Source organism: Cellulosimicrobium sp. SL-1 (assembly GCF_011033075.1).
In the GTDB taxonomy this organism is placed as follows: domain Bacteria; phylum Actinomycetota; class Actinomycetes; order Actinomycetales; family Cellulomonadaceae; genus Cellulosimicrobium; species Cellulosimicrobium funkei.
Genome location: NZ_JAACJC010000002.1, coordinates 194,485 through 218,573 on the forward strand (window position 1 = coordinate 194,485; position 24,089 = coordinate 218,573).

Below are 24,089 nucleotides of genomic sequence, written 5' to 3' on the forward strand. Positions count from 1 at the left end.
CCACCGTTCGTCGCACACCTCGACCGCCCGCCGCCGTGACGTGGATCACGGTCCGCCGCGGTTCCTAGCCTTCCGTGGTCGGACCGCAACGACGCGACCCTGGAGAGGCTCGATGACGACAGACACCCGCGCGGCGCGGAACGCCGCGGACGACGACCCGGAGATCGTGCCGGACCCGTCCCTGCCCCCCACCGCGGTGCCCGAGGAGCTTCCCGGAGCACAGGCGCGCACCCGCTGGACGCCGCAGAAGATCGCCCTGTGGGCCGCGATCTCGCTGCTCGGCGGCATCGCGTGGGTCATGCTCGCGGTCGTCCGCGGCGAGACCGTGAACGCGATCTGGTTCGTGTTCGCGGCCGTGTGCACGTACCTCATCGGGTACCGCTTCTACTCCAAGGTCATCGAGCGCTACATCACGCGCCCCGACGACCGCCGCGCCACCCCCGCCGAGGCCCGCGAGGACGGCAAGGACTACGTCCCGACCGACCGGCACGTGCTGTTCGGCCACCACTTCGCCGCGATCGCCGGCGCGGGCCCGCTCGTCGGCCCGGTGCTCGCCGCCCAGATGGGCTACCTGCCCGGCACGATCTGGATCATCGTCGGCGTCGTGCTCGCCGGCGCGGTGCAGGACTACCTCGTCCTGTTCTTCTCCATGCGCCGCGGCGGGCGGACCATCGGCCAGATGGCGCGCCAGGAGCTCGGCCGCGTGGGCGGCACCGCCGCGATCGTCGCGTCGCTGCTCATCATGATCATCATCGTCGCGATCCTCGCGCTCGTGGTCGTCAACGCGCTCGGCGAGAGCCCGTGGGGGGTGTTCTCCGTGTCGATGACGATCCCCATCGCGCTGTTCATGGGCGTGTACCTGCGGTACATCCGGCCCGGGAAGATCACCGAGGTCTCGGTCATCGGCTTCGTCCTGCTGCTCGCCGCGATCGTCGGCGGCGGCTGGATCGCGGACACCGCCTGGGGCGCCGAGCTCTTCCACCTCGACCGCACGACCATCGCGGTCGGCGTCATCGTGTACGGCTTCGTCGCCGCCGTCCTGCCCGTGTGGCTCCTGCTCGCGCCCCGCGACTACCTCTCGACCTTCATGAAGGTCGGCGTCATCGTCGTCCTCGCGGTCGCGGTGATCGTCGTGCGGCCCGAGATCACGGTGCCCGCGATCAGCGAGTTCGCGAGCGGCGAGACGGGCCCGGTCGTGTCCGGGGCGTTGTTCCCGTTCCTCTTCGTCACCATCGCGTGCGGCGCGCTGTCCGGCTTCCACGCGCTCATCGCGTCGGGCACGACGCCGAAGCTCGTCGAGAAGGAGCGCCAGACGCGCTTCATCGGCTACGGCGGCATGCTCATGGAGTCGTTCGTCGCGATCATGGCGCTCGTCGCCGCGATCTCCATCGACCGCGGCATCTACTTCGCGATGAACTCGTCCGCCGCCGCCACGGGCGGCACGGTCGAGGGCGCGGTCGCGTTCGTCAACGGGCTCGGCCTCATGGGCGTCAACCTCACGCCGGACATGCTCACGTCGACCGCGGAGGCCGTCGGCGAGCCGTCGATCGTGTCCCGCACGGGCGGCGCCCCGACGCTCGCGCTCGGCCTCGCGCACATCATGCAGCAGCTCGTGGGCGGCACCGCGATGATGGGCTTCTGGTACCACTTCGCCATCATGTTCGAGGCGCTGTTCATCCTCACCGCCGTCGACGCCGGCACGCGCGTCGCGCGGTTCATGCTCCAGGACACCCTCGGCAACGTGTCGCCGAGGTTCCGCGACGTCACGTGGCGGCCAGGCGTGTGGTTGTGCACCGCGATCATGGTCGCCGGGTGGGGCAGCATCCTCTACCTCGGCGTCACCGACCCGCTCGGCGGGATCAACACGTTCTTCCCGCTGTTCGGCATCGCGAACCAGCTCCTCGCGGCCATCGCGCTCGCCGTCGTGCTGGCGATCGTCGCCAAGCGCGGGCGCAGCTACCAGCGCTGGCTGTGGATCGTCGCGGCGCCGCTCGCGTTCACCGCGGTCATCACCATCTGGGCGTCGATCGAGAAGATCTTCTCCCCCGTCCCCGCGGTCGGGTACTGGGCCAACCACAACGCGTTCAAGGACGCGCTCGCCGCCGGCGAGACGTCGTTCGGCACCGCCGGCTCGGTCGAGGCGATGGAGGCGGTCGTCCGCAACACGTTCGTCCAGGGCACGCTCTCGATCGTGTTCGTCGTCCTCGCGATCGTCGTCATCGTCGCGTCGGTCCTCGTGACCGCGAAGGCGCTGCGCGACGGCGGCGGCGCCAACCACGAGGACCCGCCCGTCGCGTCGCGCCGGTTCGCCCCGGCCGACCTGTTCGCGACGAAGGCCGAGAAGGCGATCCAGAAGGAGTGGGCGGCGCTGCCGCCCGAGAAGCGCCCTGCCGCGACGGGGCACCGGTGACGGTGCGGCAGGGGACGCAGGGTCCCGCCACGACGGTCCGTGCGACCGTCGTGGCGGGGCTCCGCACCGCGGCGGCCCGCGTGCACGACGGCGCGGCCCACGTCCGCTGGTACGTGCGGCAGGTGATGGGCGACGACGCGTACGCGACCTACGCCGCGCACCAGCGCGCGGTGCACCCGGGGGGCGTCGTCATGACCGAGCGCGAGTTCTGGCGCATGCGGCACGCCGAGCAGGACGCCAACCCGGGGTCGCGCTGCTGCTGACGGCCTAGGCTCGGCGCCGTGCTCCGCGTCCCCCTCGACCTGCTCCTGCCGCGGGTCTCCGTCGCCGACGTCCGGCAGCGCGCCGCGGAGCTGCCCCGCCGCGGGCAGGAGGTCCGGGTCCGCGTGCGCGACGACGTGCTCGTCGCCCGCCGCTGGGCCCCCGGCGCGCACGCGAGCGGGCACAGCGTGCTGCGCGCCCGGCTCACCGAGGAGCCCGACGGCGTCCGCGTGCGCGGGACGGTCGCCCCGAGCGGGCTGGACCTCGTGCTGGTGGCGATCTGGCTCGCCGCGGCCGCCGGGATCGCGACGCTCGGCGCCGTCTACCAGAACGGGGTCGCGTGGCTCGTCGCGCTCCTCCCGCTCGCCTTCGGCGCGGTCTTCGCCGCCTGGCTGCCCGGGGCCGCCCGGTCCGGTCACGACGTGCTGCTGCGGGGGCTCGCCGCCCTCGGCGAGGGGCCCGACCCCCACGGGCTACGGTGACGGGCGTGGCCCGCCCTCCCGTCCGCATCACGTCCGACCCGCCGCGGGGGACCTTCTCAGCGTGCACCCTCGTGCTCGGGACCGACCCCGAGACAGCGGCCGGGTGGGTCGCCGCCGCGTTCGGCGCGCTGCGCTGGAAGCGCCGGGCGTCCGACACCGCGCACCGCGAGGGCGCGTCGTTGTGGGAGGTCGGCGGCGCGGCCCGCGCGTTCTTCCTCGACGACCTCGACGTGCTCCGCCTCGTCACCCCGCGTGCGGCGGCGTTCTTCTCTCACGGGCGGGCCGTCGCGACGGTCCAGCCCGACGCCGCCGCGCACCGCACCGTCGTCACGCTCTCCCTCGTCGAGGGCCAGCTCTCGTGCCGCGAGAGCTTCGGCGCCGTCGCGCGGCACCTGCACGAGGCTGCGGTCCGCGCCGGGGCGCTCCCGCCCCACGACGTCCCGGTGTGGACGAGCGCCTACGACCTGCCGGCCGGCTCCCCCGGCCACCCGCGGTCGCGCAAGCGCCTGTTCCGCGGTTCCTGAGCACCCGTACCGACCAGATGGACACCGAGAAGGCGCCTCATCTTCAGACTAGAATTCGAGTCTGAATAGAGACTAGAATCATGGGGTGCAGACCTATCCCATGAGCGAAGCGAAGACCAACCTGTCCGCCCTGGTCGACGAGGTGGAGAGCACCCACCAACCGGTGACGATCACCCGTCACGGGAAGGCAGCGGCGGTGCTGATCGCGCCGGAAGACCTGGCGACGCTCATGGAGACGCTGGCATGGCTGTCCGACCCTGACCACGCGGCCGAGATGGCCGAGGCCGAGGAGGCGGTGGCGCAGGGCCGCACCCTGAGCCTCGCTGAGGTGCGCGAGCAGCTGGCCTCGCGACGGTGACCGACGTCGACGGTGGGTGGGAGGTGCGCCTGAGCCCACCGGCCGCGCGCATGCTCTACCAGCTCCCACCACGCCTGGCCGACGCCGTGATCCGCTTCTGCGACGAACCACTTGCGTCGAACCCCTACCGGGTGACGAAGGCGCTCGGGGCCGAGCTCGCCGGCCAGCGCGCCGGGTACGTCGGGATCGGGTTCCGCGTCCTGGTCCGCATCGACGACGACCAGCGTCTGGTCACCGTGATGCGGATGGCCTACCGGGCCGACGCCTACCGGTAGCCCAGGACGGGCGGTACGAGAGTCAGCCCCGTTCCAGCCGCGCGAGCTCGACGCCGTCGTGGTCGACCAGCACGAGCACGGCACCGTCGAGCCCGGCGCGGGAGGAGCGGGCCAGGAGATCCGGCACCGGCTCGCCCTCGCAGCCGATCTCGGTATGCCCGCCCGAGGTGACGAGCAGGCGCCCCTCGGCGCCGACTCGCCAGGTGCCGTCCGCGACGTTGCACCCGTCGGTCCCGGTCCACGAGCCGTCCTCCGCGAGCGCGACGTGCGGGTCCGTCACGTAGTCGGTCCCGGGCTGCCAGCGGCCGACCAGGTCGCCCGCGGTGGCGGGCGCCGTGCCGTCGGGCAAGGGTGCGGCCGTCGTCGGCGCCGGCCCGGCCGTCTCCCCCGGGCGGAGGGGCGCGTCGGCGCCCGGCCCGGCGCACGACGCGAGGAGCGCCACGGCGAGCACCGGGAGGGCCGTCGTCCTGCGCGGGGGACGTCGTCGGGTCATGTCTCGAAAGTGTCGCCCGGTGGGCGAACCTTGCACCGCCCGGGCGGGCCGCCCCGCGCGAGGACGCGGTGCCGTGGGACGATGCCGCCCGTGACGGAGCTGACCTTGCACGACGACGCCAAGCGCCGCGTGGTGCGCGCCAACCTCACGTTCGCCGCGGTCCTCGTGCCGATCCTCGGGCTCACGGCGGTCTCCCTGGGGATCAGCACGCGCAACCTCGCCCTCGCGCTCGGGTACGCGTGCGTCGTGCTCGCGATGATCCCGCTGACGTACGTGCTCGCGCGCCGCTTCACCGACCGCTCCCGCGTCACGTTCGGCGACGGGTCGGTGACGGTCCAGGGCTGGGGCCGACCGCGGCGGTTCACGGTGGCCGAGATCGAGCGCGTCGTCACGGTCGACAGCATGGGGTTCGGGGGCATGACGCCGACGCACCACCTCATCGTCGTGGGGCCGACGAAGCGCCTCGCCCTGCTCGTCGGGCAGATGTGGGACCGCGACCAGCTCTCGACCGTCGCGCTCGACCTCGCGCACCGCGGCGTCCCCCTCAACCCGGTCCACCAGCCGGTCACTCCCGTGCAGCTGCGGGCGATGGACCCCCGGCTCGTGCCGTGGCGTCAGGCGCACCCGGTCGCGCTGGGCCTGCTCGTCGGGGTCGGCGTGCTGCTGTTCTTCCTGGTCGCGTTCGTCGTCATGGTCGCGTTCCTCGTCTGACCGTCGCGTCCGGCCGGGCGCGGTCGTGCCAGTAGCCCTGGGCGTGCACGCGCGACCGCGCCACGCCCGCCGCCACGAGCTCGGCCCGGACGCGCGCGACCGTGGCGCTCTCCGTCGCGCACCACGCGTAGAAGCCGTCACCCGCGGAGGACGCGCACCGGCCGTGCTCCGCGACCCAGTCGCGGACGGCGCCCAGCACCGCCCGCTCGGCGCCCCGGCGTCGCGCGCGGGGCACGCGCTCGACGTGCACGGTCGCGGGCACCTCACCGAGCGGGGCGTCCGCCGGGTCGTCGGCCTCGACGAGCACGTGGGCCCGGACGTCGGGGCCGAGGCTCGCGAGGATCCCGCGCACCGCGGGCGCGGACGTCTCGTCCGCGACGAGGAGCACGTGCCCGACGGCGGGCCCCGGGTCCCACTGCGTGCCGTGGTCGGTCACGCCGTACCGCGCGTGCGGCGCGGACAGCAGGACGCGGTCCCCGGCCGCCGCCCGCCGCGCCCAGGCGCTCGCCGGGCCCGCGGGCTCGTGCAGGTACAGGTCGAGGTCGACCTCGGCGGCCTCCGACCGCACGGCCACGGGCGTGTACGAGCGCATGACGGGGCGCTCGTCGTCGTCGAGCGCGGACCACTCACGGCGCCACGTGCTCTCGTCCGCGAGGCGCGCCCGGCGCGCGAGGCGGTCCGCGCCCGGCCCCGGGAGCAGGATCTTCACGCGCTGGTCGAGCCCGACGTCGGCGCACCCGGCGAGGTCCGGACCGGCGAGCGTCACGCGCACGAGGCGCGGGCCGACGTCGTGCACGCGCGCGACCGTCGTCGGGAAGAGCACGTTGGGCGACCGGTGGAACCGGCACCCGGCGTCAGGAGCCGGCACGGTCCTTCAGGAAGCGCTCGACGTCGTCGAGCACGGCCTGCCCGCCGAGCGGCCCGACGCCGCTGATCCAGGAGGACTGGTCCACGACGCGCACGTCGGGGAACGACGCGGCGTTGAGCGGGATCTCCGCGGGCACCGCGGACGCGTCGTCGGGGTCGGCGGCCGAGACGAGCACGAGGTCGGCGGCGGCCTCGGTCACGCGCTCCGGGGACAGGTCCACGGAGATGTCCTCGCCCCACTCCTGCTCCGGCGTCGTGAACCCGACGCACTCGAGCGTGCTGCCCGCGAACGACCGCGGCCCGTACGCGGACACGATGCCGTCGCGCGGGCGCAGGAGCTGCGCCGTGCCGGAGACGCCGTAGTCCTCCTGGAGCTGGGCGCACCGCGCGTCGTAGGCGTCGAGCAGGGCCTGGGCGTCCGCCTCGCGGCCGAGCGCGCGGCCGACGAGCAGCACGTTCTCCTGCCACGGGTCGGTCTGGGTCGCCATGAAGACGGTCGGCGCGACGCTCGCGAGCTGGTCGTACAGGTCGGAGTGGCGCGACTCCGTGCCGAGGATGAGGTCCGGCTCGAGCGCCGCGATGGCCTCGAGGTTCGGCTCGGGGACGGTCCCGACGACCTCGATCGCCTGCGCCTCCTCGCCGAGGTACGCGGGCACGCCCGCCTCGACGCTCAGCACGGCGGCGCCCACGGGGACGACTCCGAGCGCGACGGCGGTGTCCGTCTCGACGGGCTCGAGCGTCACGACGCGCTGCGGCGCCGCGTCGAGCTCGGCGGTCCCCCGCGCGTGCTCGACGGCGTACCCCGCCGCGGTGTCGTCCGGCGCCGGCGCACCGGTCGCCGCGGGCTCGGGGTCGGACGAGCACGCCGCGAGGAGGGTCGCGGCGAGCACGAGGGCGGTGGTGGTGACGCTGCGGCGCACGCGCGGGCTCGACGTGGTCCGGGAGATCGGCACAGGAGGGTTCCTCCGTCGTGGGATAGGGTCGCCTAACCTTACCTGCCCACCGGGGCGGGTGACGCCGCGCTGGATACGATCACTGCATGTCCGGGCCCGTGTTCGCCGGCGCCGCCGCCGGTCTCGTCGTGGGCGTCCTGCTCACCCTCGGGCTCGTGCTCGCCTGGCGGCTCGCGCGCGGGTCGCGCGAGCTCGGGAGCGACTCCGACCGGGCGACGTTCCGCACCCTCCACCTCGCGTCGCGCGCCGCGACGCACCTGCGCGACGGGCTCGACGGCGACGACGTCGGCCGCGCGGCCCGCTCCCTGCGCCAGCTCCTCGGCGCCGACGCGCTCGCCGTCGTCACGGCGGACGGGGCGGTCGCCCTCGACGGGAGCTCGACGCTCGAGCCCGACGCGCGGCGCGTCGCCGAGCGCGTCCTCGCCACGGGGCGGCGCCACGTCGAGAGCGGCGACGTCGAGGACGCCGTCGGGGCGCCCGTCGTCGCGGGCGGGCGCGTCGCCGGTGTCGTCGTCGCGTTCGCCGACACCGTGCGGCCGCCGCTCGTGCGCGCGACGGGCGAGGTGGCGCAGTGGTGCGCGGCGCAGCTCGAGCTCGCCGAGCTGGAGGCGTCGCGCACGGCGCTCGCGCAAGCCGAGCTCCGCGCGTTGCGCGCACAGATCAGCCCGCACTTCGTCTACAACGCGCTCGGCGCCATCGCGTCGTTCATCAGCACCGACCCCGAGCGGGCGCGCGACCTCGTGCTCGACTTCGCCGACTTCACGCGCTACTCGTTCCGCGGGCGCGGCGACTTCACGACCCTCGCCGACGAGCTGCGCTCGATCCACTCCTACGTCGAGCTCGAGCGCGCCCGGTTCGGCGAGCGCCTCGCCGTCACCCTGCAGATCGCGCCGGAGTCGCTGACGGCCGTCATCCCCTTCCTCTCCGTGCAGCCCCTCGTCGAGAACGCGGTGCGCCACGGCCTGGAGCCGCGCGAGCACGGCGGCACGATCGTCATCACCGCGCGCGACGAGGGCACCCAGACGGAGATCACGGTCGAGGACGACGGCGTCGGCATGGACCCGGCCGTCGTGCGCGAGCTCCTCACGTCGCGCGACACGACGCACGTGGGCCTGCGCAACGTCGACACCCGCGTGCGCCAGCTCTACGGCGACGACCACGCGCTCGACATCGAGACCGCGCCCGGCTCGGGCACGCTCGTGCGGCTGCGCGTCCCGCGGTCGCAGCCGCTGCACGAGACGGAGGTGAGCGTGCCGTGACCACACCGGACCCGGCTCCGGCCGGCGGTCTCCCCGGCGGGGCGGGCGACGCCGTCGGGCTGGACGTGCTCGTCGCCGACGACGAGCGGCCCGTGCTCGACGAGCTCGTGGCCCTGCTCCGCCGGGACCCGCGCGTGCGCACCGTGCGCGGGGTCGCGAACGGCTCCGAGGCGCTGCGCGAGCTCTCGTCGCGCACGGTGGACGCGGCGTTCCTCGACATCCACATGCCGGGGCTGACCGGCCTCGACCTCGCCCGCGCGCTCTCGCGGTTCGCCGACCGCCCGGCGGTCGTGTTCGTCACCGCCGACGAGGCGCGCGCGCTGGAGGCGTTCGACGTCGAGGCCGTCGACTACGTGCTCAAGCCCGTGCGGCGCGAGCGGCTCACGCGCGCCGTCGACCGCGTCGTCGAACGGGTCGCGGAGCGCACCGCGGCGGGGCGCGCCCCCGCGACCGACGCGGCGGCACCGTCCGCGAGCGCCGCCGCTCCCCCGCCGGTTGCCGGCGACCCGGCGGGAGGTGCTGCCCCGGCCGACGAGACGCTCGTCGTGACGGTCGGCACGACGACGCGCCTCGTCCGGCGCAGCGCGGTGCGGTGGGTGCAGGCGCAGGGCGACTACTCCCGGCTCGTGACGGACACCGAGCAGTTCCTCGTGCGCGAGCCGCTCTCCGATCTCGAGGAGCGGTGGGCGCCCGCGGGGTTCCTGCGCGTGCACCGGTCGTACCTCGTGGACCGCGCGGCCGTGACGGCGGCGCGGTTCGGCGGGGCGCAGCCCGCGCTCGTCGTCGCCGGGCACGAGGTCCCGGTGAGCCGCCGCATGGTGCCCGCCGTGCGCGAGGCGCTCCTCGGGCCGCACCGGGGCGCGCCGTGACGGGCACCGACCCGCGTCGTGACGCGCGCGTGCGCGTCCGGTCCACCGACCTCCCCGCGGCGCGCCCCGGCCCTCGCCCCGGCCCCGGTGAGGGCGCCGTCCCGGAGGGCGGGGCGCCGTCGGGCACGGCACGGACCGGTGAGCCGGACGACGCCGCGACCGCCTACACGCGGGGGCTCGTGCGGGCCCAGCTCCGGCTCGGGCTGGCGTGCGTGGCGTCGTTCCTCGCGGTCGTCACGCTGCTCACGGTGACGATGAGCGGCGTGCCCGCGCTGGACGGCGTCGTGCTGCTCGGCGTGCCGCTGCCGTGGCTCGTGCACGCGTACGGCTTCTACCCGGTGATCGTCGCGTTCGCGGTCGTGTTCGCGGTCGCGGCGGCGCGCAACGAGCGCCGGTACCGCGCGCTCGCCGAGGGCGCGGGCGCGCCCGACGAGCCCGGCCCCGACGACGGCGGTGCGCCGTGACGAGCGCGCTGCCCCTCGTCGCGATCGCGCTGCTCCTGCTCGCGACCGGGCTCATCGGGTTCTACGGCCTGCGGATCTCGCGCACCACGAGCGACTTCTTCGTCGCGTCGCGCACCGTGCGGCCGGTCTGGAACGCGTCGGCGATCAGCGGCGAGTACCTGTCCGCGGGCACGTTCCTCGGGCTCTCCGGCCTCGTGCTGCTGTCCGGCGCGGAGGCGTTCTGGTTCCCCGTGGGGTACGCGGCGGGCTACCTGCTCGTCCTGCTGTTCGTCGCGGGCCCCCTGCGGCGCAGCGGCGCGTACACGATCCCCGACTTCGTGCACGCCCGGCTCGACTCCGTGGTCGCGCGCCGCGTGACGAGCGTGCTCGTGCTCGTCATCGGGTGGCTCTACGTGGTGCCGCAGCTCCACGGGGCGGCGCTCGTCATCACGAGCGTGGCCGCGGTGCCGCCGTGGGTCGGCTCGGTGGGGATCGCGGTCGTGGTGAGCGCCGTCGTCGCCGCGGGCGGGATGCGCTCCATCACGTTCGTCCAGGCGTTCCAGTTCTGGGTCAAGCTCACCGCGCTCGCGGTGCCGCTCGTCTTCGTGCTCATGGCGCTCGGCGGGGCGTTCGAGCCCGGCGGCGCCGTCGTCACGTTCGACCCCGCCGCCGTGTTCCCCCACGAGGCCGGGCCGGGCGGCCTCGACGCGTACGCCACCGTCTCGCTCCTGCTCGCCCTCCTGCTCGGCACGACCGGCCTGCCGCACGTCCTCGTGCGCTTCTACACCTCGCCCGACGGCGGCTCGGCCCGCCGCACGACCGTCGTCGTGCTCATCATGATCAGCGTGTTCTACATGGTGTCGAGCACGCTCGGGCTCGTGGCGCGGGTCGTCGCGCCCGACCTCGCGGCGCCCGGGGTGGCGGACACCGTCGTCCTCGCGCTGCCGACCCGCCTCGTGCCCGGGCTCGGCGGCGAGCTCCTCGCCGCGCTCGTCGTCGCCGGGGCGTTCGCCGCGTTCCTCGGGACGTCGTCGGGGCTCGTGGTCGCGCTGGCGGGCGTCGTGAGCCAGGACCTGTTCGGCGGCACCGTGCGGTCCTTCCGCTGGTCGGCGGTCGCGTGCACGCTCATCCCGCTCGCGTTCGCGCTCGTCACCATCCCGCAGGGCCTCGTGACGAGCGTCGGGACGGTGTTCGTCTTCGCGGCGTCGGCCCTGTCCCCCGTGATCCTGCTCGGCGTGTGGTGGCGCGGCCTCACCGCGCGCGGCGCGGTGGCGGGCATGGTCGTGGGCGCCGTCCTGTGCGCGACGGCGCTGCTCGCGTCGTCCGCGCTCGTCGCCGCGGGGTACGGGAGCCCGTCCGGCGACACGGCCGACGGCGTCCCCGGCGTCGTGCGCGCCCTGCTCGCCCAGCCCGCCGCCTGGACCATCCCGCTCGCGACGGCGACCGTCGTCGTCGTGTCGCTCCTCGACCGGCGCGGCCCGCCGCTGCGCACCGACCGGTTCCTCCGCCGCCTGCACGTGCCCGAGCGCCGTCGGGCCTGAGACTCGTCGCACCGGGAGCTCCGACGACCCTCCGCATCTCACCTGGCGGGCACTCTCGACCGCATGTCGGATGGGTCGTAGGATCGTGGCAACCATCCAGAGCGGTCGAGAGTCCTGGCTCGACGACACCGCAGCAACCCGCCGACGGAAGCCTCCCGAGGACAAAGGTGCTAACGCCAGGGTCGATGGAGTGACGCATGACCTCAGAGGCATCCTTCGCGCACCGTCCGGGCCGTCCTCGGCCGACGGTGTCGTTCGAGCTCATGCCCCCGCGCCGACCGGACGCGGCCCCGAAGTTCTGGGAGACGGCACGCCGTCTCGTCGCGACGCACCCCGACTTCGTGTCCGTGACGTACGGCGCCGCGGGCACCGACCGCGCGACCGCGCGCCAGGTCGTCGGACGCCTGCTCCAGGGCACGCCCGTGCTGCCGATCGCGCACCTCACGTGCGTCGGGGCGTCGCGCGAGGACGTCGAGTCGGTCATCACCGACTTCCTCGACGAGGGCGTGCGGAGCTTCCTCGCGCTGCGGGGCGACCCGCCGCGCGACCAGCCGGACTGGCAGCCCGCGCCCGACGGCGTCCGGTCGTCGACCGAGCTCGTCGCCCTGCTGCGCGAGGTCGAGGCGTCGCGCTGCGCGTCCGACCCGGCCGTCGCGCTGCGCGGCGCGGCCCGGCCGCTGACGATCGCCGTCGCGACGTTCTGCGACGGCAACCCCGCCGCCGGCACGACGCGCACCCAGGAGGTGCGCCGCCTCTGGCAGAAGCAGCAGGCCGGCGCGAGCTTCGCGATCACGCAGCTCTTCTACGACGCGTCGTCGTACACCGACTTCGTCGCCGAGGCCCGCGCGGCCGGCGTGACGATCCCCATCCTCGCCGGGCTGCTGCCCACGACGGAGCCCGCGCGGCTCCGTCGCGTCGAGGAGCTCACGGGCGTGCGCGCACCCCAGCACCTGCTGGACGCGCTCGACGCCCTGCCCGACCCGGAGGCGCAGCACGCCTACGGGATCGCGTACTCGGTCGACCTCGCGCAGCGCGTCCTCGACGCGGGCACGCCCGGTCTGCACGTGTACACGTTCAACAAGCACCGCGCCGCTCTTGACCTGCTCGAGGGTGTCCACCTCGGCGGCGGGTCGGTCGGGACCGGGGGCGGCGCCAGCGCCGCCGCCGCCCCGCTCGTCCCGGACCTGGCCAGCGGGCCGTGGGTCACCGGCACCTCCCTGCCCACGACGAGCGCCGCCACGCACGGCGCGCCCGTCTGACCGGTCCTCCGGACCAGCAAGAGGTTTCGATCATGGCCACTTCCGTACCCTCCCCTACCCAGAACCCGGTCGGCTTCCCCGCCGGCACCGTGCTCGGCTACCCGCGCATCGGCCGCCGCCGCGAGCTGAAGAAGGCCGTCGAGGCGTTCTGGGCCGGCAAGACCTCGGCCGAGGAGCTCGAGGCCACGGCCCGCGAGCTGCGCCTCGCGACCGTCCGCCGGCTCGTCGACCTCGGCCTCGGCGCCGACGACGCGTCCGTCCCCGGCTCGTTCTCCTTCTACGACCAGGTGCTCGACGTCGCCGCCTCCCTCGGGGCGGTCCCGTCGCGGTTCGCGTCGCTGACCGACGACGCCGGTCGCCTCGACCTCGCGGGCTACTTCACCGTGGCGCGCGGCCAGGGGGACGACGCCCCGCTCGAGATGACCAAGTGGTTCGACACGAACTACCACTACCTGGTCCCCGAGATCGGCCCGGACACCCCGATCCGCTTCGTCGACGACCGCGTCGTGCGCGAGTTCGTCGAGGCGAAGGACGCCGGCGTCGTGACGCGGCCCGTCGTCGTCGGGCCGGTGACGTTCCTCGCGCTGTCCAAGGCCGCGGACGACGCGCCCGCCGGGTACTCGCCGCTCGACCGCCTCGACGACGTCGTCGCCGCCTACGCCGACCTGCTGCGCGCGCTCGCCGCGGCGGGGGCGCCGTGGGTCCAGCTCGACGAGCCGATCCTCGTCACCGACTCGGTCGACGTGCCGTTCACCGAGCTCGCCGCCGCCGTGGGGTCCGCGTACCGCGCCCTCGCGACCGACCTCCGCCCGGTGCCGAGCCCGGGGTCTTCGGCGGCCTCGTCCGCAAACCCGGCGGCAACCCCTGGTTCGGCGCAGGACGCGCGGCCCGCGATCCTCGTCGCCACGCCGTTCGGCGGGCTGGAGACGTCGCCGGACGGCGACGGCGCGACCTTCGACTTCCTGGCGACCCTCGCGGGCACGGACGTCGAAGCGATCGCGATCGACGCCGTCCGTGCGGACCTTCCGGACTCGCCCTACGACGACCTCCTGACGAAGACGCTCGTCGTCGGCGCGATCGACGGGCACAACGTGTGGCGCGCCGACCTCTCGGCAAAGCTCGACACGCTGACCGCCGCGCGCAGCCTCGGTGCGGGCGCGGTCGCCGTCGGCACGTCGACGTCGCTGCTGCACGTGCCGCACGACGTCGAGGACGAGACGTTCGCCGAGCCCGGCACGGCGTCGGGCACGACGCTCGACCCGCGCCTGCGCGACTGGCTCGCGTTCGCGGACCAGAAGGTCGGCGAGGTCGCGACGCTCGCCCGCGCGCTGACCGAGGGTCGCGACGCCGTCGCGGAGGAGATCGAGGCGTCCCGCGCGGCGGTGGCGTCGCGCGCGGAGGCGAGCGGCGTCGTCGTGCCCGCGGTGCGCGAGCGTGCGGCCGCGCTGACCGACGCGGACTTCGCGCGCGGTGACTACGCCGAGCGTGCGGCCGCGCAGCAGGAGCGCCTGAACCTGCCGCCGCTGCCCACGACGACGATCGGCTCGTTCCCGCAGACGCCGGAGATCCGCCGCGCCCGCGCGCTGTGGACGAAGGGCGAGCTGTCGGACGCGGACTACACGACCGCGATGCGTGAGGAGATCGCGCGCGTCGTCGCGATCCAGGAGGAGCTGGGCCTCGACGTCCTCGTGCACGGCGAGCCCGAGCGCAACGACATGGTGCAGTACTTCGCGGAGCACCTCGACGGGTTCGCGGTCACGGCGAACGGCTGGGTGCAGTCGTACGGGTCGCGCTGCGTGCGCCCGCCGATCCTGTGGGGCGACGTGACGCGGCCCGCGCCGATCACGGTCGAGTGGTCCGCGTACACGGCGTCGCTCACCGAGAAGCCCGTCAAGGGCATGCTCACCGGGCCCGTGACGATCCTCGCGTGGTCGTTCGTGCGCGACGACCAGCCTCTCGGCGACACGGCGAACCAGGTGGGCCTCGCGCTGCGCGACGAGATCGCGGACCTCGAGGCCGCCGGCATCGGGATCGTCCAGGTCGACGAGCCCGCGCTGCGCGAGCTCCTGCCGCTGCGCCGCGCGGACCAGCCGGCGTACCTCGACTGGTCCGTCGGGTCGTTCCGGCTCGCGACGTCGGGCGTGGAGGCGGCAACGCAGATCCACACGCACCTGTGCTACTCGGAGTTCGGCGAGGTCATCGGCGCGATCGACGGCCTCGACGCCGACGTGACGTCGGTCGAGGCGGCGCGCTCGCGCATGGAGATCGTGCCGGAGCTGCGCGACGCCGGGTACTCGCGCGGCATCGGGCCGGGCGTCTACGACATCCACAGCCCGCGCGTGCCCTCGACGGAGGAGGTCACCGAGCTGCTGGAGCTCGCCGTGAAGTCGATCGACCCGCGCGTCGTCTGGGTCAACCCCGACTGCGGCCTGAAGACCCGCCGCTACGAGGAGACCGTGCCGTCGCTCGAGCACCTCGTCACCGCGGCGAAGGCCGTCCGGGCCACGCTCGGCTGACCCCGGAGACGCCGGAGGCCGGGTCCCGTCAGGACCCGGCCTCCGTGTCGAGGGTGTCAGCGCTCGGTCGTGCCCGTGCCCGCCATCGGGAGGGCGAAGGCGAGCGTCGCCGCCGCGAGGCCGCCCACGAAGAGCCACACACCGCCGTCGACGCCGGACATGCCCGACCCCATGAGCACGAGCCCGCCGACGAACAGCGCGAACGCCACGACGAACCGTGCGACCGCGCCCGCGTGACCGGGGATGTCGCGCCCTTCGGTCCCGGTGGGGAGGGGGCTGTGCGCCGCCTGCTCGCTGGACGTGGTCATGGGGTTCTCCTTCTGAGGTCGGAACGGGAGCCGGACGTCGCCGTCGGCGATCAGTCCAGGTAGTTCTCCACCGTACCGGGGTCTCGCACCGTCGCCGCATCGGGGTCGCCGCCGAACTCCCGGGCGGCGCCACGCTGGCGCAGCAGGTCCCAGCACTGGTCGAGCTCGACCTCGATCGCGCGGAGCCGCTCCTGCTCCTGCGGGCCCGAGATCTCGCCCCGGGCGAGCTGCCCCCGGAGCCGGTGCTCCTGCGCCACGAGCTCGCTGATCGTGCTGCGGATGCCGCCGTCGGTCGTCATGCCGTCCACGGTATGCCCGACGGCGCGGGCGCGCCCGGGAGGCCGGGCCCCACACGGGCGCGGCGTCGGCGGTGCGCCCTAGGCTCGTCGCATGACGACCACGATCGGGCGCACGGTCCTGCTCTGCCGCGACCTCGACGCGAGCGCCGCGTTCTGGGCCGACGGGTTCGGCTTCCGCACGTTGTTCCAGGGGGAGACGGAGGGGTTCCCCCTGCTCCACGTCGGCCCCGGACGCGTCGACGAGCCCGGCCTGTGGCTCGTGCCGCTCCCCGAGGGCGGCGCCCCGCTCGTGCGGCACGGCCTGCCCAACCTCGTGCTCTACGTCGACGACCTCGACGCGACCCTCGGGCGCCTCGCCGCGGCCGGGGTCGAGCCGTTCGTCGGGCCCGACGCCGACGCCGACACCGGCGACCGGTTCGCGCACGTCCACGACCCCGACGGGCACCGGGTCGTCGTCGTGCAGCTCGGGACGACGACCGACCCCGCGTAGCGGGCTAGCGGGCCGGCACCCACGTCGCGTCGTCGGCGAGGATCGTCACCTCGTCCTGGTCGACGACGAGGAACCCGCCCCCGATCCGCAGCTCGGCCGTCGGGCGGTCCGGGGTGCGCAGACGCACCCGGCCCGCCGTGAGCGACGCCGCGACCGGCTGGTGCCGCGGCAGGATGCCCAGCGTGCCCGACGCCGCGGGGACCGTCACGCTCCGCGCCTCCCCCGCCCAGAACACCCCGGACGGCACCACCACCTCCACGGACACCAGCCGCTCCCCGGCGGGTGCGGCGGTCTCGGACGGGGACGGCAGGGCGACGGGCACGGAGTTCCTCCCGGACGGTGGACGGCGGAACCCCCGAGTCTGGCCGGGCGACCCGCTCGCCGGGCCCGGCACTTCGTCACCCGGTCGGGGTCGAAGGTCACCGGGGAAGCGCCCGCCGCGGTGGTGCCTGCGAGCGGCCCGCGGGCGGCCCGCGCGGCGACCGTGGGTGGCCCACGTCACGATGGGCGCATGAGCACCCACGCGCACGGCATCCACCACTCGATCGACTACGTCGAGCTCCCCGTGACCGACCTCGCCGCCGCGCAGGCTTTCTACGGCGCGGCCTTCGGCTGGGAGTTCGTCCCCTACGGCCCCGGGTACTCCGGGATCCGCACGGCGGCGGAGTCCGGCGCGGACGAGGCCGGCGGTCTGCGTCTGGCCGAGTCCGACGGCGTGACCCGCGGCGGTCCGTTCGTCCTGCTGTTCTCCGAGGACCTCGACGCGACGCTCGCCGCCGTGCGGGACGCGGGCGGCGAGGTGGTCGAGGGCCCGTACGAGTTCCCCGGCGGCCGTCGGTTCCACTTCCTCGACCCGAGCGGCAACGAGCTGGGCGTCTGGGCGACGTCCTGAGGGACGGCGTCGGCCGGTCGAGCCAGCGGTGCGCGGCGGCCCGGGCGGCAATCACGTTGACGACGGCGGGTGCCGAGGCGCACCATCGAGGGTGACGGTTGCCGTGGGCAGCCGTCCGTCGTGCCGGACGGGCACGACCACGGATCAGGATCGCGCCGACGGCGCGCCGCACGGGACGAGGAGACGCGGATGCACGGCACCGCAGGCTGCGAGGTGGCCATGACGGCCTGCTCGGGCGCCCTCTCCCCCCGCACCGTCACCCGCTGAGACCACCGGGCCGCGGGCCGTCGTCCCCGACGGCCGCCGCGCTCCGGGGCGCACCGCCGTCCGACGACCCCGTCGTCGCCCGGCCGCGCCGGTCACGACGCGACGGCTGCGGGCACGCCGTCCTCCCCGCCCCCGGAGGCGCCGTCGTGCGCCCGGGCGAGCACGCGTCGTCGTGCACGCCCGCCGGGCCGCGGACCGTCCTGACACGGAAGCAGCGAACCCATGAACCCCCTGACCGAGAAGCAGATCCGCGCGTCGTTCGTCAACGCGTCCAAGCGCGAGGCCGCGCAGGCGACCCTCCCCGACCTCGACACGCTCGACTGGGACCGCCTCGACTACCTCGGGTGGCGCGACCGCAAGGCCCCGCTCCTCGCGTACGCCGTCGTGGAGGTCGACGACGATCCGCGCGGCGTCCTGCTGCGCTCGACCGACGCCAAGACGGGCGGACGGCGCAAGCGCGCCGTGTGCGCGTGGTGCGAGGACGTCGTCGTGACGGACGACGTCAGCCTCTACGTGGCGCGCCGCGCCGGGGCCGCCGGGCGCCGCGGCAACACCGTCGGCACCCTCATCTGCACGCAGTTCCTCTGCTCGCAGAACGTCCGCCGGGCGCCCACCCGCACCGAGATGGGCGACGACGAGTCGATGCGCGAGCTGTTCGTCGAGCTCCGCGTCGACGGCCTCCGCGAGCGCTCCGCGCGCTTCGTCACCGAGGTCATGCGCGACGTGTGACCGACCGCGGCTCTACCTCGGCGGACCCAGGCTCTCCCTCGGCGGACCCGGGGTCTCCCTCGGCGGACCCGGGCTCTACGTCGGCGGACCCGGGTTCTCCCCCGCGCCAGGAGGGCCACCAGTTCCACCGGCCCAGGAGCGTCATCGTCGCGGGCAGCAGCAGCCCGCGCACGACGGTGACGTCGAGGAGCACGGCGACGGCCATGCCGACGCCGACCTCCTTCATCGCGACGAGCTCGCCCGCCGCGAAGCCGAGGAACACGATGCCGATGGCGACGGCCGCCGTCGTGACGACCGGGCCGGACGCGGTGATGCCGCGGAGCGCGGCCCGGTCGTTCGCGACGCGCGGGTCTTCGCCGGGCGCGCGGGCGCGCCACTCCTCCGCGGTGCGAGACAGGAGGAACACCTCGTAGTCGGTCGAGAGGCCGAACACGAGCATGCCGACGAGCAGGGGCGTGGTGACGTCGAGCGCGCCCCACGGCTCGAACCCGAGGAGCGAGGCGCCGACGCCGTGCTGGAACACGGAGACGAGGACGCCGAGCGTCGCCGCGAGCGTGAGGAGGTTGAGCACGAGGGCCTTGAGCGGCACCACGAGCGAGCCGGTGAGCAGGAAGAGCAGCACGAAGGTCGCGAGCACCACGACCCCGGCGGCGAGCGGGAGCCGCTGCGCGAGGTGCTCCTGGGTGTCGACGACCTCGGCGGCCGGTCCGGCGACCCGCACCTCCAGGTCGGTGTCGAGGGCGCGCACGGCGTGCACGAGGTCCTGCGCCTCCTGGGCCGTCGCGTCGCCGCCCGGGCCGACGTCGGGCGTGAGGTCGACGACGGTGACCTCGGGCGGGTAGCCGGTGTCCTGCATGGCGTCCTCGACGCCGGGCAGGGCGGCGGCCCGGTCGAGCAGCTCGGGCACCGCCGGGTCGTCGACCGGGCCCTCCACGAGCACGGTGACGGGCGCGACGCCGAGGTCGGCGAAGCGGGAGGTGGTGGCGTCGGCGGCGAGGCGCGCCTCGGCGTCGGCGGGCAGCGAGCGGACCTCCGAGCTGCCGAGCGTGAGCGAGCCGAGGGGCGCCGCGAGGGCGAGCAGGAGCGCCGTCGCGCCGAGCGTGACGAGCACGGCGTGGCGCTGCGCGGTGCGCGCGAGCCGGCCCAGCGTGCCGGCGCCGCCGCGGCCCGTCCACGGGTGGGACCACGTGCGCGCGCCCGGCGCGGGGATCGCGCGGTGCCACGTCGCGACGAGCGCGGGGACGAGCGTGAGCCCGGCGACGGTCGCGACGAGCACGACGATCGCCCCGCCCACCGCCATGCCGGAGAGCAGGGAGTCGCCGAGCAGGAGGAGCCCGGCGAGCGAGATGGCGACGGCGAGGCCGGAGGCGAGCACGGCGCGGCCGGCGGTCGCCAGCGTGCGCCCGACGAGCTCGTCGAGCGGGAGGCCCGGAGACGCGGCGCGCTCCTCGCGGAAGCGCGCGAGCACGAGCAGCGAGTAGTCGACCGTGAGGCCGAGACCGAGCAGCGTCACGACGTTCACGGCGAACTCGTTGACGGGCACGACGCCGAGCAGCCCGCTGAGCACGAGCAGCGCGACCGCGATCGCGGCGAGCGCGGAGAGCAGCGGGACCAGGCCGGCCCGCAGGCCGCCGAGGACGACGACGAGCACGACGAGGAGCACCGCGATCGCGATCCCCTCGCCCACCGCGGCGTCGGTGATCGCCTGTTCGACGAACGCCTCCTCCGCGAGCAGCGCACCGCCCACGAGCACCTCGGGGGTGTCGACGGTGTGCAGCGCGTCGGCGACGCGGTGCGCGAGGGCGAGCGCCTCGTCGTCGGACAGCGCGGGGTCGAGCTCGACGACGACGAGCGAGCCCTGCGCGTCGTCGGCGATGAGCCCGCCGCCGGTGTAGGCGTCGGAGAGCTCCACGACGCCGGGCATCGCGCGGATGCCGTGCATGACCTCGCTCGCCTGGGCGATGAGGTCGGCGGAGAAGTGGTCGCGGCCGGACAGCACCGCGACGACGGTCTCCCCCTCGGGGGCGAGCTCCTCGAGGCGTTCCGCCGCGAGGGCGGACGCGCTGCCCGGCGGGGCGGGGTCGACGTCGGAGGTCTTGTCGAAGACCGCCCCGCCGAGCACGGCGCCCGCGACGAGGAGGACGGCCCAGACGACGAGGACCACGCCCCGGCGGCGGGCGGCGAACCGTCCGGTCCGGTGCAGGAGGCGTCCGAGCGTCATGGGGGCTCCCCTCGTCGGGAACTCGTCGGGGAGTCGTGGGGTCGGCCTCGGCCGGCTCGCCCACGACGTTCGTGCGGTGCGTCCGTGCGGCAGCGCGCGGACGTGAGCACCCTACGCGAGGGTGGGAGCGCCGTCGGACCGCGCTCCGCCCTGCGGGGACGCCCTGCCGGGCGCCGGACGAGACGGGTCGGGCGGGGGCGGCTCGTGCCGCCGCCCCCGCCCGGTGCGACCCGGGGCGGACGGCTCACGCCGCCCGCCCCGGGTCATCGGCTCAGCCGCAGCTGACGGCCTCGTAGGCGGCGTCCGCCTCGAACGTCCGGCCGTCACCGGTCGCGGAGACCTGCGCGACGCCGGCCTCGACCGACGTGGCACGCGTCGCGAACGACTGGTACGCGGAGGCACCCGGCTGGACGCCGGTCACCGTCTTCGTCCCGAACGGCGTCGTGAGCGTGACGTCCGCCGGCACCGTGTCGTCGTTCGTGGCACGGACCGCGACGTAGACCTTGCCCGCGAGGCAGCGGGTCTGGACCGTCGTCGAGATCGCGAGCTCCTCGACGGGCTCGTCGGTCAGCTCCTTGAACCGGATGTTCCGGTAGTTGACCATCTCGCCGTTGCCGTGGTTCTGGATCCCCACGAAGCTGTTGACCAGGCGGGCCGGGTCGCTGCTCGTGAAGTCGTTGACGAGCACGTCGTTGAGGTAGACCCGGATGCGGTCGCCCTCGACGCGGATGTCGTACGCGTTCCACTGGCCGACCGGCTTGAGCGAGGCCTCGACGGCCGCGGCGTCGGCACCCTGGAACGTGTAGATGGCACCCGTGGTGCGGTCGGCGGCGTCCGTCGCGTCGATCTGGATCTCGTAGCCCTTGTTGACGGCCACCCACGGGTCGTCGCCCGGGTTCGGGAACCCGACGAACACGCCGCCGTTGTCGTCCTTGAGGAGCTTCCAGTCGAGCTTCAGGCTGTAGCTGTCCCCGAGCTCCTGGTTGAACCAGAGCAGGCCCATGCCGCCCGCGCCCTGGATCGAGCAGTCCTCCTGGCGGCCGAAGCCACCCGGACCGGCCATGCGCCAGCCCGCCTGGAGGCTCGCGAGGGTGCCGTCGAAGAGGGCGGTGTAGCCGTCCTCGACCTCGCCCGGGGTGCAGATGTCCGGGTTCTCGCCGATCGAGAGCACGTCGATGTTGATGTTGCCCTGGTCGCCCGTCTCGTACGCGAGCGTGATGGTGTTCGTGCCCGCCTGGAGCTCGAGGTCGCGCGTCTGCACGCCCCAGTCCTTCCAGCTCCCCGTGGTCGGGAAGTTCCACTGGCCGAGGTCCTGGCCGTTCACGTGGAGCGAGACGTTCTTGGACCGCAGCTCGGTATACGGGTGGATGCCGTTGGCGTAGCGCACGTTCACCGGGTAGGTGCCCGCCTCGGGGACGGTCACGGAGAACGTGCGGCCGGAGCCGACGCTCGTCATGCCCGCGGCGAAGCCGGAGCCGGAGTAGTTGCTGTGGTCCGAGCCGATGCTCGAGCCGCCGAGGGGCTGGGCCAGCTCCGCCTCGTACCAGCCGCGGTCGGCCGGGGCGACGTAGCCGGGCAGCGAGTTGAGCGTGTACCAGGCCTCGGTGCTGAGGAGCTCCGCGCCGTCGGCCGAGGCGAACGGGCGCGGGGACCGGACGTAGACGACGTGGCCGGGCTTGAGACCGTCGATCTTCAGCGTGACGGTCGTGCGGTCCTCGGACACCTGGGCGTCCGTGACGAAGAGCGGCTGCTCGTCGACCTTCGGGCCGCCGTACTGCTGCGTCGGCACGTAGCGCCACTGCTTGATCTGGTACGCGTCGGCGAGGTTCTCGACGACCTCGTCGGAGACCGGGTCGGTGTACTCGATCTCGAAGCCGCCCTCGACCACGCGCATCTCCTTCATGTCGAAGGAGTCCTCGTTGACGGGGACGAGCTTCTGGAGGCCGAACCGGAGCTTGCCGGACTCGCCCCAGTTGCCGCCCTCACCGGTGCCGCCGGCGTAGAGCGCGCCGTCGGGGCCGTAGATGACGCGGTTCACGCCGACCTCGAGGCCCGCGGTGTGGCGGAAGACCGCACCCTGGAACTCGCCGTCGACCTTCTCGAGGAACGCGCGCTGGATGCCGCCGTACGTGACGTCGCCGAGCAGCATCTGGCCCGCGAACTCGCCGTCCTCGACGAGGATCGGGTTGCCCGGGGAGTTGGCGATCTCGTTCTGCGGCAGCCACACGGCCGGCGGGGCGACGGGGTTCGAGTCGAACGGCCCGGCCGGGTTCGTGTAGTGGTTGTAGAACTTGTCCTGCTGGATGTGGATGAGCTTGTTCGACGGCAGCCAGGCACCCTGGTTGTCCGTCGCGAAGATCTCGCCCTCGGGGCCGAAGCCGATGCCGTTCGGCGTGCGGAGGCCGCCCGCGACGTAGCTCACCTCGCCCGTCTCGCGGTCGATCTTGATCGACGTGCCGCGGTTGGCCGCGGGCTGCGGGTTGGTGGTCGCGCCGCCGTTGTTGATGGCCACGGAGAGGTTGACGTAGAAGTAGTCCTCGTCGTGGATCAGGCCGAACGCGAACTCGTGGAAGTTGCCGCCGTCGGGCCACTCCGCGATCTTCGTGTGGGTGTCGTAGAAGCCGTCGCCGTCGGGGTCGGTGAGCTGCGTGAGCTGGTACCGCTCCGAGACGAAGATCGAGTCCTCGACGACCTCGATGCCCATAGGGTTGAGCAGCTCGTCCGCGACGAGCGTCGCCGTGACGTCCTCGGGGCCGTCGGCCGTGGTGACGCCGTCGAGGAAGTAGACCTCACCGGACACCGGGTCGGGGCGCCAGCCGCCGGAGCTGACCTCGCCCGTCGTCACGACGGCGAGCTGCTCGTCCGGCGTGAACGCCAGGCCGGAGACCTTGGGCTCGAAGCCCGCGGGGCGCAGGTCGACGAGCTCGTAGTTGGGGTTGACGGAGTCGAGCCGCAGGCCGTCGCCGGCCGTGTCGGTCGCGCCCTCGCAGTACTTGTAGCCGGGCGCGGTCACGCGCACGACGCCGGCCTCGGTGCTGAGCGCCGAGGTCGGGATCACCTGGAAGGAGGAGCTGCCCGGCGTCTTCCACGCGAGCGTGAGGCGCTGCTTGTCGCTGCCCTCGTAGTAGTCGACCCGCAGGTCGTGCACGCCTGCGGTGAGCGTCGCGCTGCCCTCGACGGAGGTCGAGTCGTTGGGGCCGTCGTTCTCGAGGACGAGCTGGCCGTCGATGTAGACGAGCGCGCCGTCGTCGTTGGTCACGCGGAACTGGTACTGGCCGTCCGCCGGGACGTGCAGGTTCGCGCTCACCTGCGAGATGAAGTTGTCCTCGGCGCCGAACTGCTCGGCCGTGGACCAGTCGATGGTCGGCATGAGCTTGTCGACGTTGGGCGTCTGCCCGGACTTCAGGGTGCAGACCCCGCCGGGGTTCTGCGCGAGCTGGAAGGTCCGCAGCGTGACGCCGGGCTCCTGCTCGGGGAGATCGGCCGCGGCGGGGACGGCCCAGCCCGCGACGACCAGGGCGCCGAGGGTGAGGGCGGCCGCGCCGCGTCGGTACCTGATCCGGCGGGACACCGGCAGGCTGGTGCGTTCGAGCATCGTTGCTCCTTACTCGGTCGGACTACGAGTCCACGGAGCGTAACCCCTGCCTGGCCCCGTCGATGAC

At 74.3% G+C, this 24,089-nt stretch carries 24 protein-coding genes and 1 riboswitch; of the genes, 16 read left to right on the forward strand and 8 right to left on the reverse strand.

Annotation, left to right across the window (positions count from 1 at the left end):
- Positions 1-112: 112 nt before the first annotated feature.
- From GWJ10_RS03495 to GWJ10_RS03520, 6 genes are all read left to right on the forward strand, one after another.
- Positions 113-2,410: a carbon starvation CstA family protein gene (locus GWJ10_RS03495; protein ID WP_163185201.1), complete on the forward strand. Its 2,298-nt coding sequence runs from the start codon at positions 113-115 to the stop codon at positions 2,408-2,410.
- Positions 2,407-2,673 carry a YbdD/YjiX family protein gene (locus GWJ10_RS19980; RefSeq protein ID WP_308821110.1) on the forward strand — a complete coding sequence of 89 codons (267 nt, stop codon included), beginning with the start codon at positions 2,407-2,409 and terminating at the stop codon, positions 2,671-2,673. The genes GWJ10_RS03495 and GWJ10_RS19980 overlap by 4 nt, the downstream gene beginning before the upstream one ends.
- Positions 2,674-2,691: 18 nt before the next feature.
- Positions 2,692-3,153 carry a hypothetical protein gene (locus tag GWJ10_RS03505; RefSeq protein ID WP_163185204.1) on the forward strand — a complete coding sequence of 154 codons (462 nt, stop codon included), beginning with the start codon at positions 2,692-2,694 and terminating at the stop codon, positions 3,151-3,153.
- Positions 3,154-3,158: 5 nt separating this feature from the next.
- Positions 3,159-3,677: a hypothetical protein gene (locus tag GWJ10_RS03510; protein WP_163185207.1), complete on the forward strand. Its 519-nt coding sequence runs from the start codon at positions 3,159-3,161 to the stop codon at positions 3,675-3,677.
- Between the two features lie 85 nt (positions 3,678-3,762).
- Positions 3,763-4,035, forward strand: a complete 273-nt coding sequence (locus GWJ10_RS03515; protein WP_034653834.1) for a type II toxin-antitoxin system Phd/YefM family antitoxin — start codon at positions 3,763-3,765, stop codon at positions 4,033-4,035.
- Positions 4,032-4,310, forward strand: a complete 279-nt coding sequence (locus tag GWJ10_RS03520; protein WP_034653831.1) for a type II toxin-antitoxin system RelE/ParE family toxin — start codon at positions 4,032-4,034, stop codon at positions 4,308-4,310. The genes GWJ10_RS03515 and GWJ10_RS03520 overlap by 4 nt, the downstream gene beginning before the upstream one ends.
- 22 nt (positions 4,311-4,332) lie before the next feature.
- On the opposite strand, the gene GWJ10_RS03525 is transcribed toward GWJ10_RS03520, so the two are convergent.
- Positions 4,333-4,803: an META domain-containing protein gene (locus GWJ10_RS03525; RefSeq protein ID WP_163185210.1), complete on the reverse strand. Its 471-nt coding sequence runs from the start codon at positions 4,801-4,803 to the stop codon at positions 4,333-4,335.
- 90 nt (positions 4,804-4,893) lie between these two features.
- Between GWJ10_RS03525 and GWJ10_RS03530 the strand changes: the two genes are divergently transcribed.
- Positions 4,894-5,514, forward strand: a complete 621-nt coding sequence (locus GWJ10_RS03530; protein ID WP_163185213.1) for a hypothetical protein — start codon at positions 4,894-4,896, stop codon at positions 5,512-5,514.
- Here the strand turns inward: GWJ10_RS03530 and GWJ10_RS03535 are convergent.
- The gene (locus tag GWJ10_RS03535; protein ID WP_163185215.1) at positions 5,492-6,382 is read right to left on the reverse strand and encodes a siderophore-interacting protein; all 891 of its coding nucleotides are present in this window, start codon (positions 6,380-6,382) and stop codon (positions 5,492-5,494) included. The two genes, GWJ10_RS03530 and GWJ10_RS03535, sit on opposite strands and share 23 nt — an antisense overlap.
- The gene (locus GWJ10_RS03540) at positions 6,369-7,334 is read right to left on the reverse strand and encodes an iron-siderophore ABC transporter substrate-binding protein (RefSeq protein WP_241005648.1); all 966 of its coding nucleotides are present in this window, start codon (positions 7,332-7,334) and stop codon (positions 6,369-6,371) included. Before GWJ10_RS03540 ends, GWJ10_RS03535 begins: the two co-directional genes overlap by 14 nt.
- 86 nt (positions 7,335-7,420) lie before the next feature.
- On the opposite strand from GWJ10_RS03540, the gene GWJ10_RS03545 reads away from it, so the two are divergent.
- From GWJ10_RS03545 to metE, 6 genes are all read left to right on the forward strand, one after another.
- On the forward strand, positions 7,421-8,593 hold the full coding sequence (locus GWJ10_RS03545) for a histidine kinase (RefSeq protein ID WP_034653820.1): 1,173 nt from the start codon (positions 7,421-7,423) through the stop codon (positions 8,591-8,593).
- A gap of 59 nt (positions 8,594-8,652) precedes the next feature.
- Entirely contained in the window at positions 8,653-9,462 is an 810-nt protein-coding gene (locus tag GWJ10_RS03550) for a LytTR family DNA-binding domain-containing protein (protein ID WP_241005668.1), read from the forward strand.
- Positions 9,459-9,926, forward strand: coding sequence for a heavy metal transporter (locus tag GWJ10_RS03555; RefSeq protein ID WP_206158322.1), 468 nt, complete (start codon positions 9,459-9,461; stop codon positions 9,924-9,926). Before GWJ10_RS03550 ends, GWJ10_RS03555 begins: the two co-directional genes overlap by 4 nt.
- Positions 9,923-11,446, forward strand: coding sequence for a cation acetate symporter (locus GWJ10_RS03560; RefSeq protein ID WP_163185218.1), 1,524 nt, complete (start codon positions 9,923-9,925; stop codon positions 11,444-11,446). Before GWJ10_RS03555 ends, GWJ10_RS03560 begins: the two co-directional genes overlap by 4 nt.
- A gap of 89 nt (positions 11,447-11,535) precedes the next feature.
- Positions 11,536-11,638: riboswitch (SAM riboswitch) on the forward strand.
- A gap of 5 nt (positions 11,639-11,643) precedes the next feature.
- Entirely contained in the window at positions 11,644-12,705 is a 1,062-nt protein-coding gene (locus tag GWJ10_RS03565) for a methylenetetrahydrofolate reductase (protein WP_043655337.1), read from the forward strand.
- 32 nt (positions 12,706-12,737) lie between these two features.
- Entirely contained in the window at positions 12,738-15,221 is a 2,484-nt protein-coding gene (gene metE, locus GWJ10_RS03570) for a 5-methyltetrahydropteroyltriglutamate--homocysteine S-methyltransferase (protein ID WP_163185221.1), read from the forward strand.
- Positions 15,222-15,277: 56 nt separating this feature from the next.
- On the opposite strand, the gene GWJ10_RS03575 is transcribed toward metE, so the two are convergent.
- Both GWJ10_RS03575 and GWJ10_RS03580 read right to left on the reverse strand, forming a co-directional pair.
- Positions 15,278-15,529, reverse strand: coding sequence for a hypothetical protein (locus tag GWJ10_RS03575; RefSeq protein WP_021483231.1), 252 nt, complete (start codon positions 15,527-15,529; stop codon positions 15,278-15,280).
- 50 nt (positions 15,530-15,579) lie between these two features.
- The gene (locus GWJ10_RS03580) at positions 15,580-15,828 is read right to left on the reverse strand and encodes a DUF2630 family protein (protein ID WP_163185224.1); all 249 of its coding nucleotides are present in this window, start codon (positions 15,826-15,828) and stop codon (positions 15,580-15,582) included.
- A 91-nt stretch (positions 15,829-15,919) separates the two neighbouring features.
- Between GWJ10_RS03580 and GWJ10_RS03585 the strand changes: the two genes are divergently transcribed.
- On the forward strand, positions 15,920-16,318 hold the full coding sequence (locus tag GWJ10_RS03585) for a VOC family protein (protein WP_163185227.1): 399 nt from the start codon (positions 15,920-15,922) through the stop codon (positions 16,316-16,318).
- A 4-nt stretch (positions 16,319-16,322) separates the two neighbouring features.
- Here GWJ10_RS03585 and atpC read toward each other — a convergent pair whose 3' ends face one another.
- Positions 16,323-16,640, reverse strand: a complete 318-nt coding sequence (gene atpC, locus GWJ10_RS03590; protein WP_206158323.1) for an ATP synthase F1 subunit epsilon — start codon at positions 16,638-16,640, stop codon at positions 16,323-16,325.
- 189 nt (positions 16,641-16,829) lie between these two features.
- Between atpC and GWJ10_RS03595 the strand changes: the two genes are divergently transcribed.
- Positions 16,830-17,210 carry a VOC family protein gene (locus GWJ10_RS03595; protein ID WP_163185229.1) on the forward strand — a complete coding sequence of 127 codons (381 nt, stop codon included), beginning with the start codon at positions 16,830-16,832 and terminating at the stop codon, positions 17,208-17,210.
- A 489-nt stretch (positions 17,211-17,699) separates the two neighbouring features.
- Positions 17,700-18,206 carry an FBP domain-containing protein gene (locus GWJ10_RS03600; RefSeq protein ID WP_163185232.1) on the forward strand — a complete coding sequence of 169 codons (507 nt, stop codon included), beginning with the start codon at positions 17,700-17,702 and terminating at the stop codon, positions 18,204-18,206.
- Here GWJ10_RS03600 and GWJ10_RS03605 read toward each other — a convergent pair.
- Both GWJ10_RS03605 and GWJ10_RS03610 read right to left on the reverse strand, forming a co-directional pair.
- The gene (locus tag GWJ10_RS03605) at positions 18,190-20,427 is read right to left on the reverse strand and encodes an efflux RND transporter permease subunit (RefSeq protein WP_163185234.1); all 2,238 of its coding nucleotides are present in this window, start codon (positions 20,425-20,427) and stop codon (positions 18,190-18,192) included. The two genes, GWJ10_RS03600 and GWJ10_RS03605, sit on opposite strands and share 17 nt — an antisense overlap.
- 271 nt (positions 20,428-20,698) lie before the next feature.
- Positions 20,699-24,022, reverse strand: a complete 3,324-nt coding sequence (locus tag GWJ10_RS03610) for a family 16 glycoside hydrolase (RefSeq protein ID WP_076404239.1) — start codon at positions 24,020-24,022, stop codon at positions 20,699-20,701.
- Positions 24,023-24,089 lie beyond the last annotated feature (67 nt).

Excerpts from the sequence above, each read along its gene's own strand:
- GWJ10_RS03575 (WP_021483231.1), bottom strand. The coding sequence starts at position 15,529 with ATGACCACGTCCAGCGAGCAGGCGGCGCACAGCCCCCTCCCCACCGGG.
- GWJ10_RS03600 (WP_163185232.1), top strand. The coding sequence starts at position 17,700 with ATGAACCCCCTGACCGAGAAGCAGATCCGCGCGTCGTTCGTCAACGCG.
- GWJ10_RS03585 (WP_163185227.1), top strand. The coding sequence starts at position 15,920 with ATGACGACCACGATCGGGCGCACGGTCCTGCTCTGCCGCGACCTCGAC.
- GWJ10_RS03580 (WP_163185224.1), bottom strand. The coding sequence starts at position 15,828 with ATGACGACCGACGGCGGCATCCGCAGCACGATCAGCGAGCTCGTGGCG.
- GWJ10_RS03610 (WP_076404239.1), bottom strand. The coding sequence starts at position 24,022 with ATGCTCGAACGCACCAGCCTGCCGGTGTCCCGCCGGATCAGGTACCGA.
- GWJ10_RS03525 (WP_163185210.1), bottom strand. The coding sequence starts at position 4,803 with ATGACCCGACGACGTCCCCCGCGCAGGACGACGGCCCTCCCGGTGCTC.
- GWJ10_RS03605 (WP_163185234.1), bottom strand. The coding sequence starts at position 20,427 with ATGACGCTCGGACGCCTCCTGCACCGGACCGGACGGTTCGCCGCCCGC.
- GWJ10_RS03545 (WP_034653820.1), top strand. The coding sequence starts at position 7,421 with ATGTCCGGGCCCGTGTTCGCCGGCGCCGCCGCCGGTCTCGTCGTGGGC.
- GWJ10_RS03565 (WP_043655337.1), top strand. The coding sequence starts at position 11,644 with ATGACCTCAGAGGCATCCTTCGCGCACCGTCCGGGCCGTCCTCGGCCG.
- metE (WP_163185221.1), top strand. The coding sequence starts at position 12,738 with ATGGCCACTTCCGTACCCTCCCCTACCCAGAACCCGGTCGGCTTCCCC.
- GWJ10_RS03495 (WP_163185201.1), top strand. The coding sequence starts at position 113 with ATGACGACAGACACCCGCGCGGCGCGGAACGCCGCGGACGACGACCCG.
- GWJ10_RS03595 (WP_163185229.1), top strand. The coding sequence starts at position 16,830 with ATGAGCACCCACGCGCACGGCATCCACCACTCGATCGACTACGTCGAG.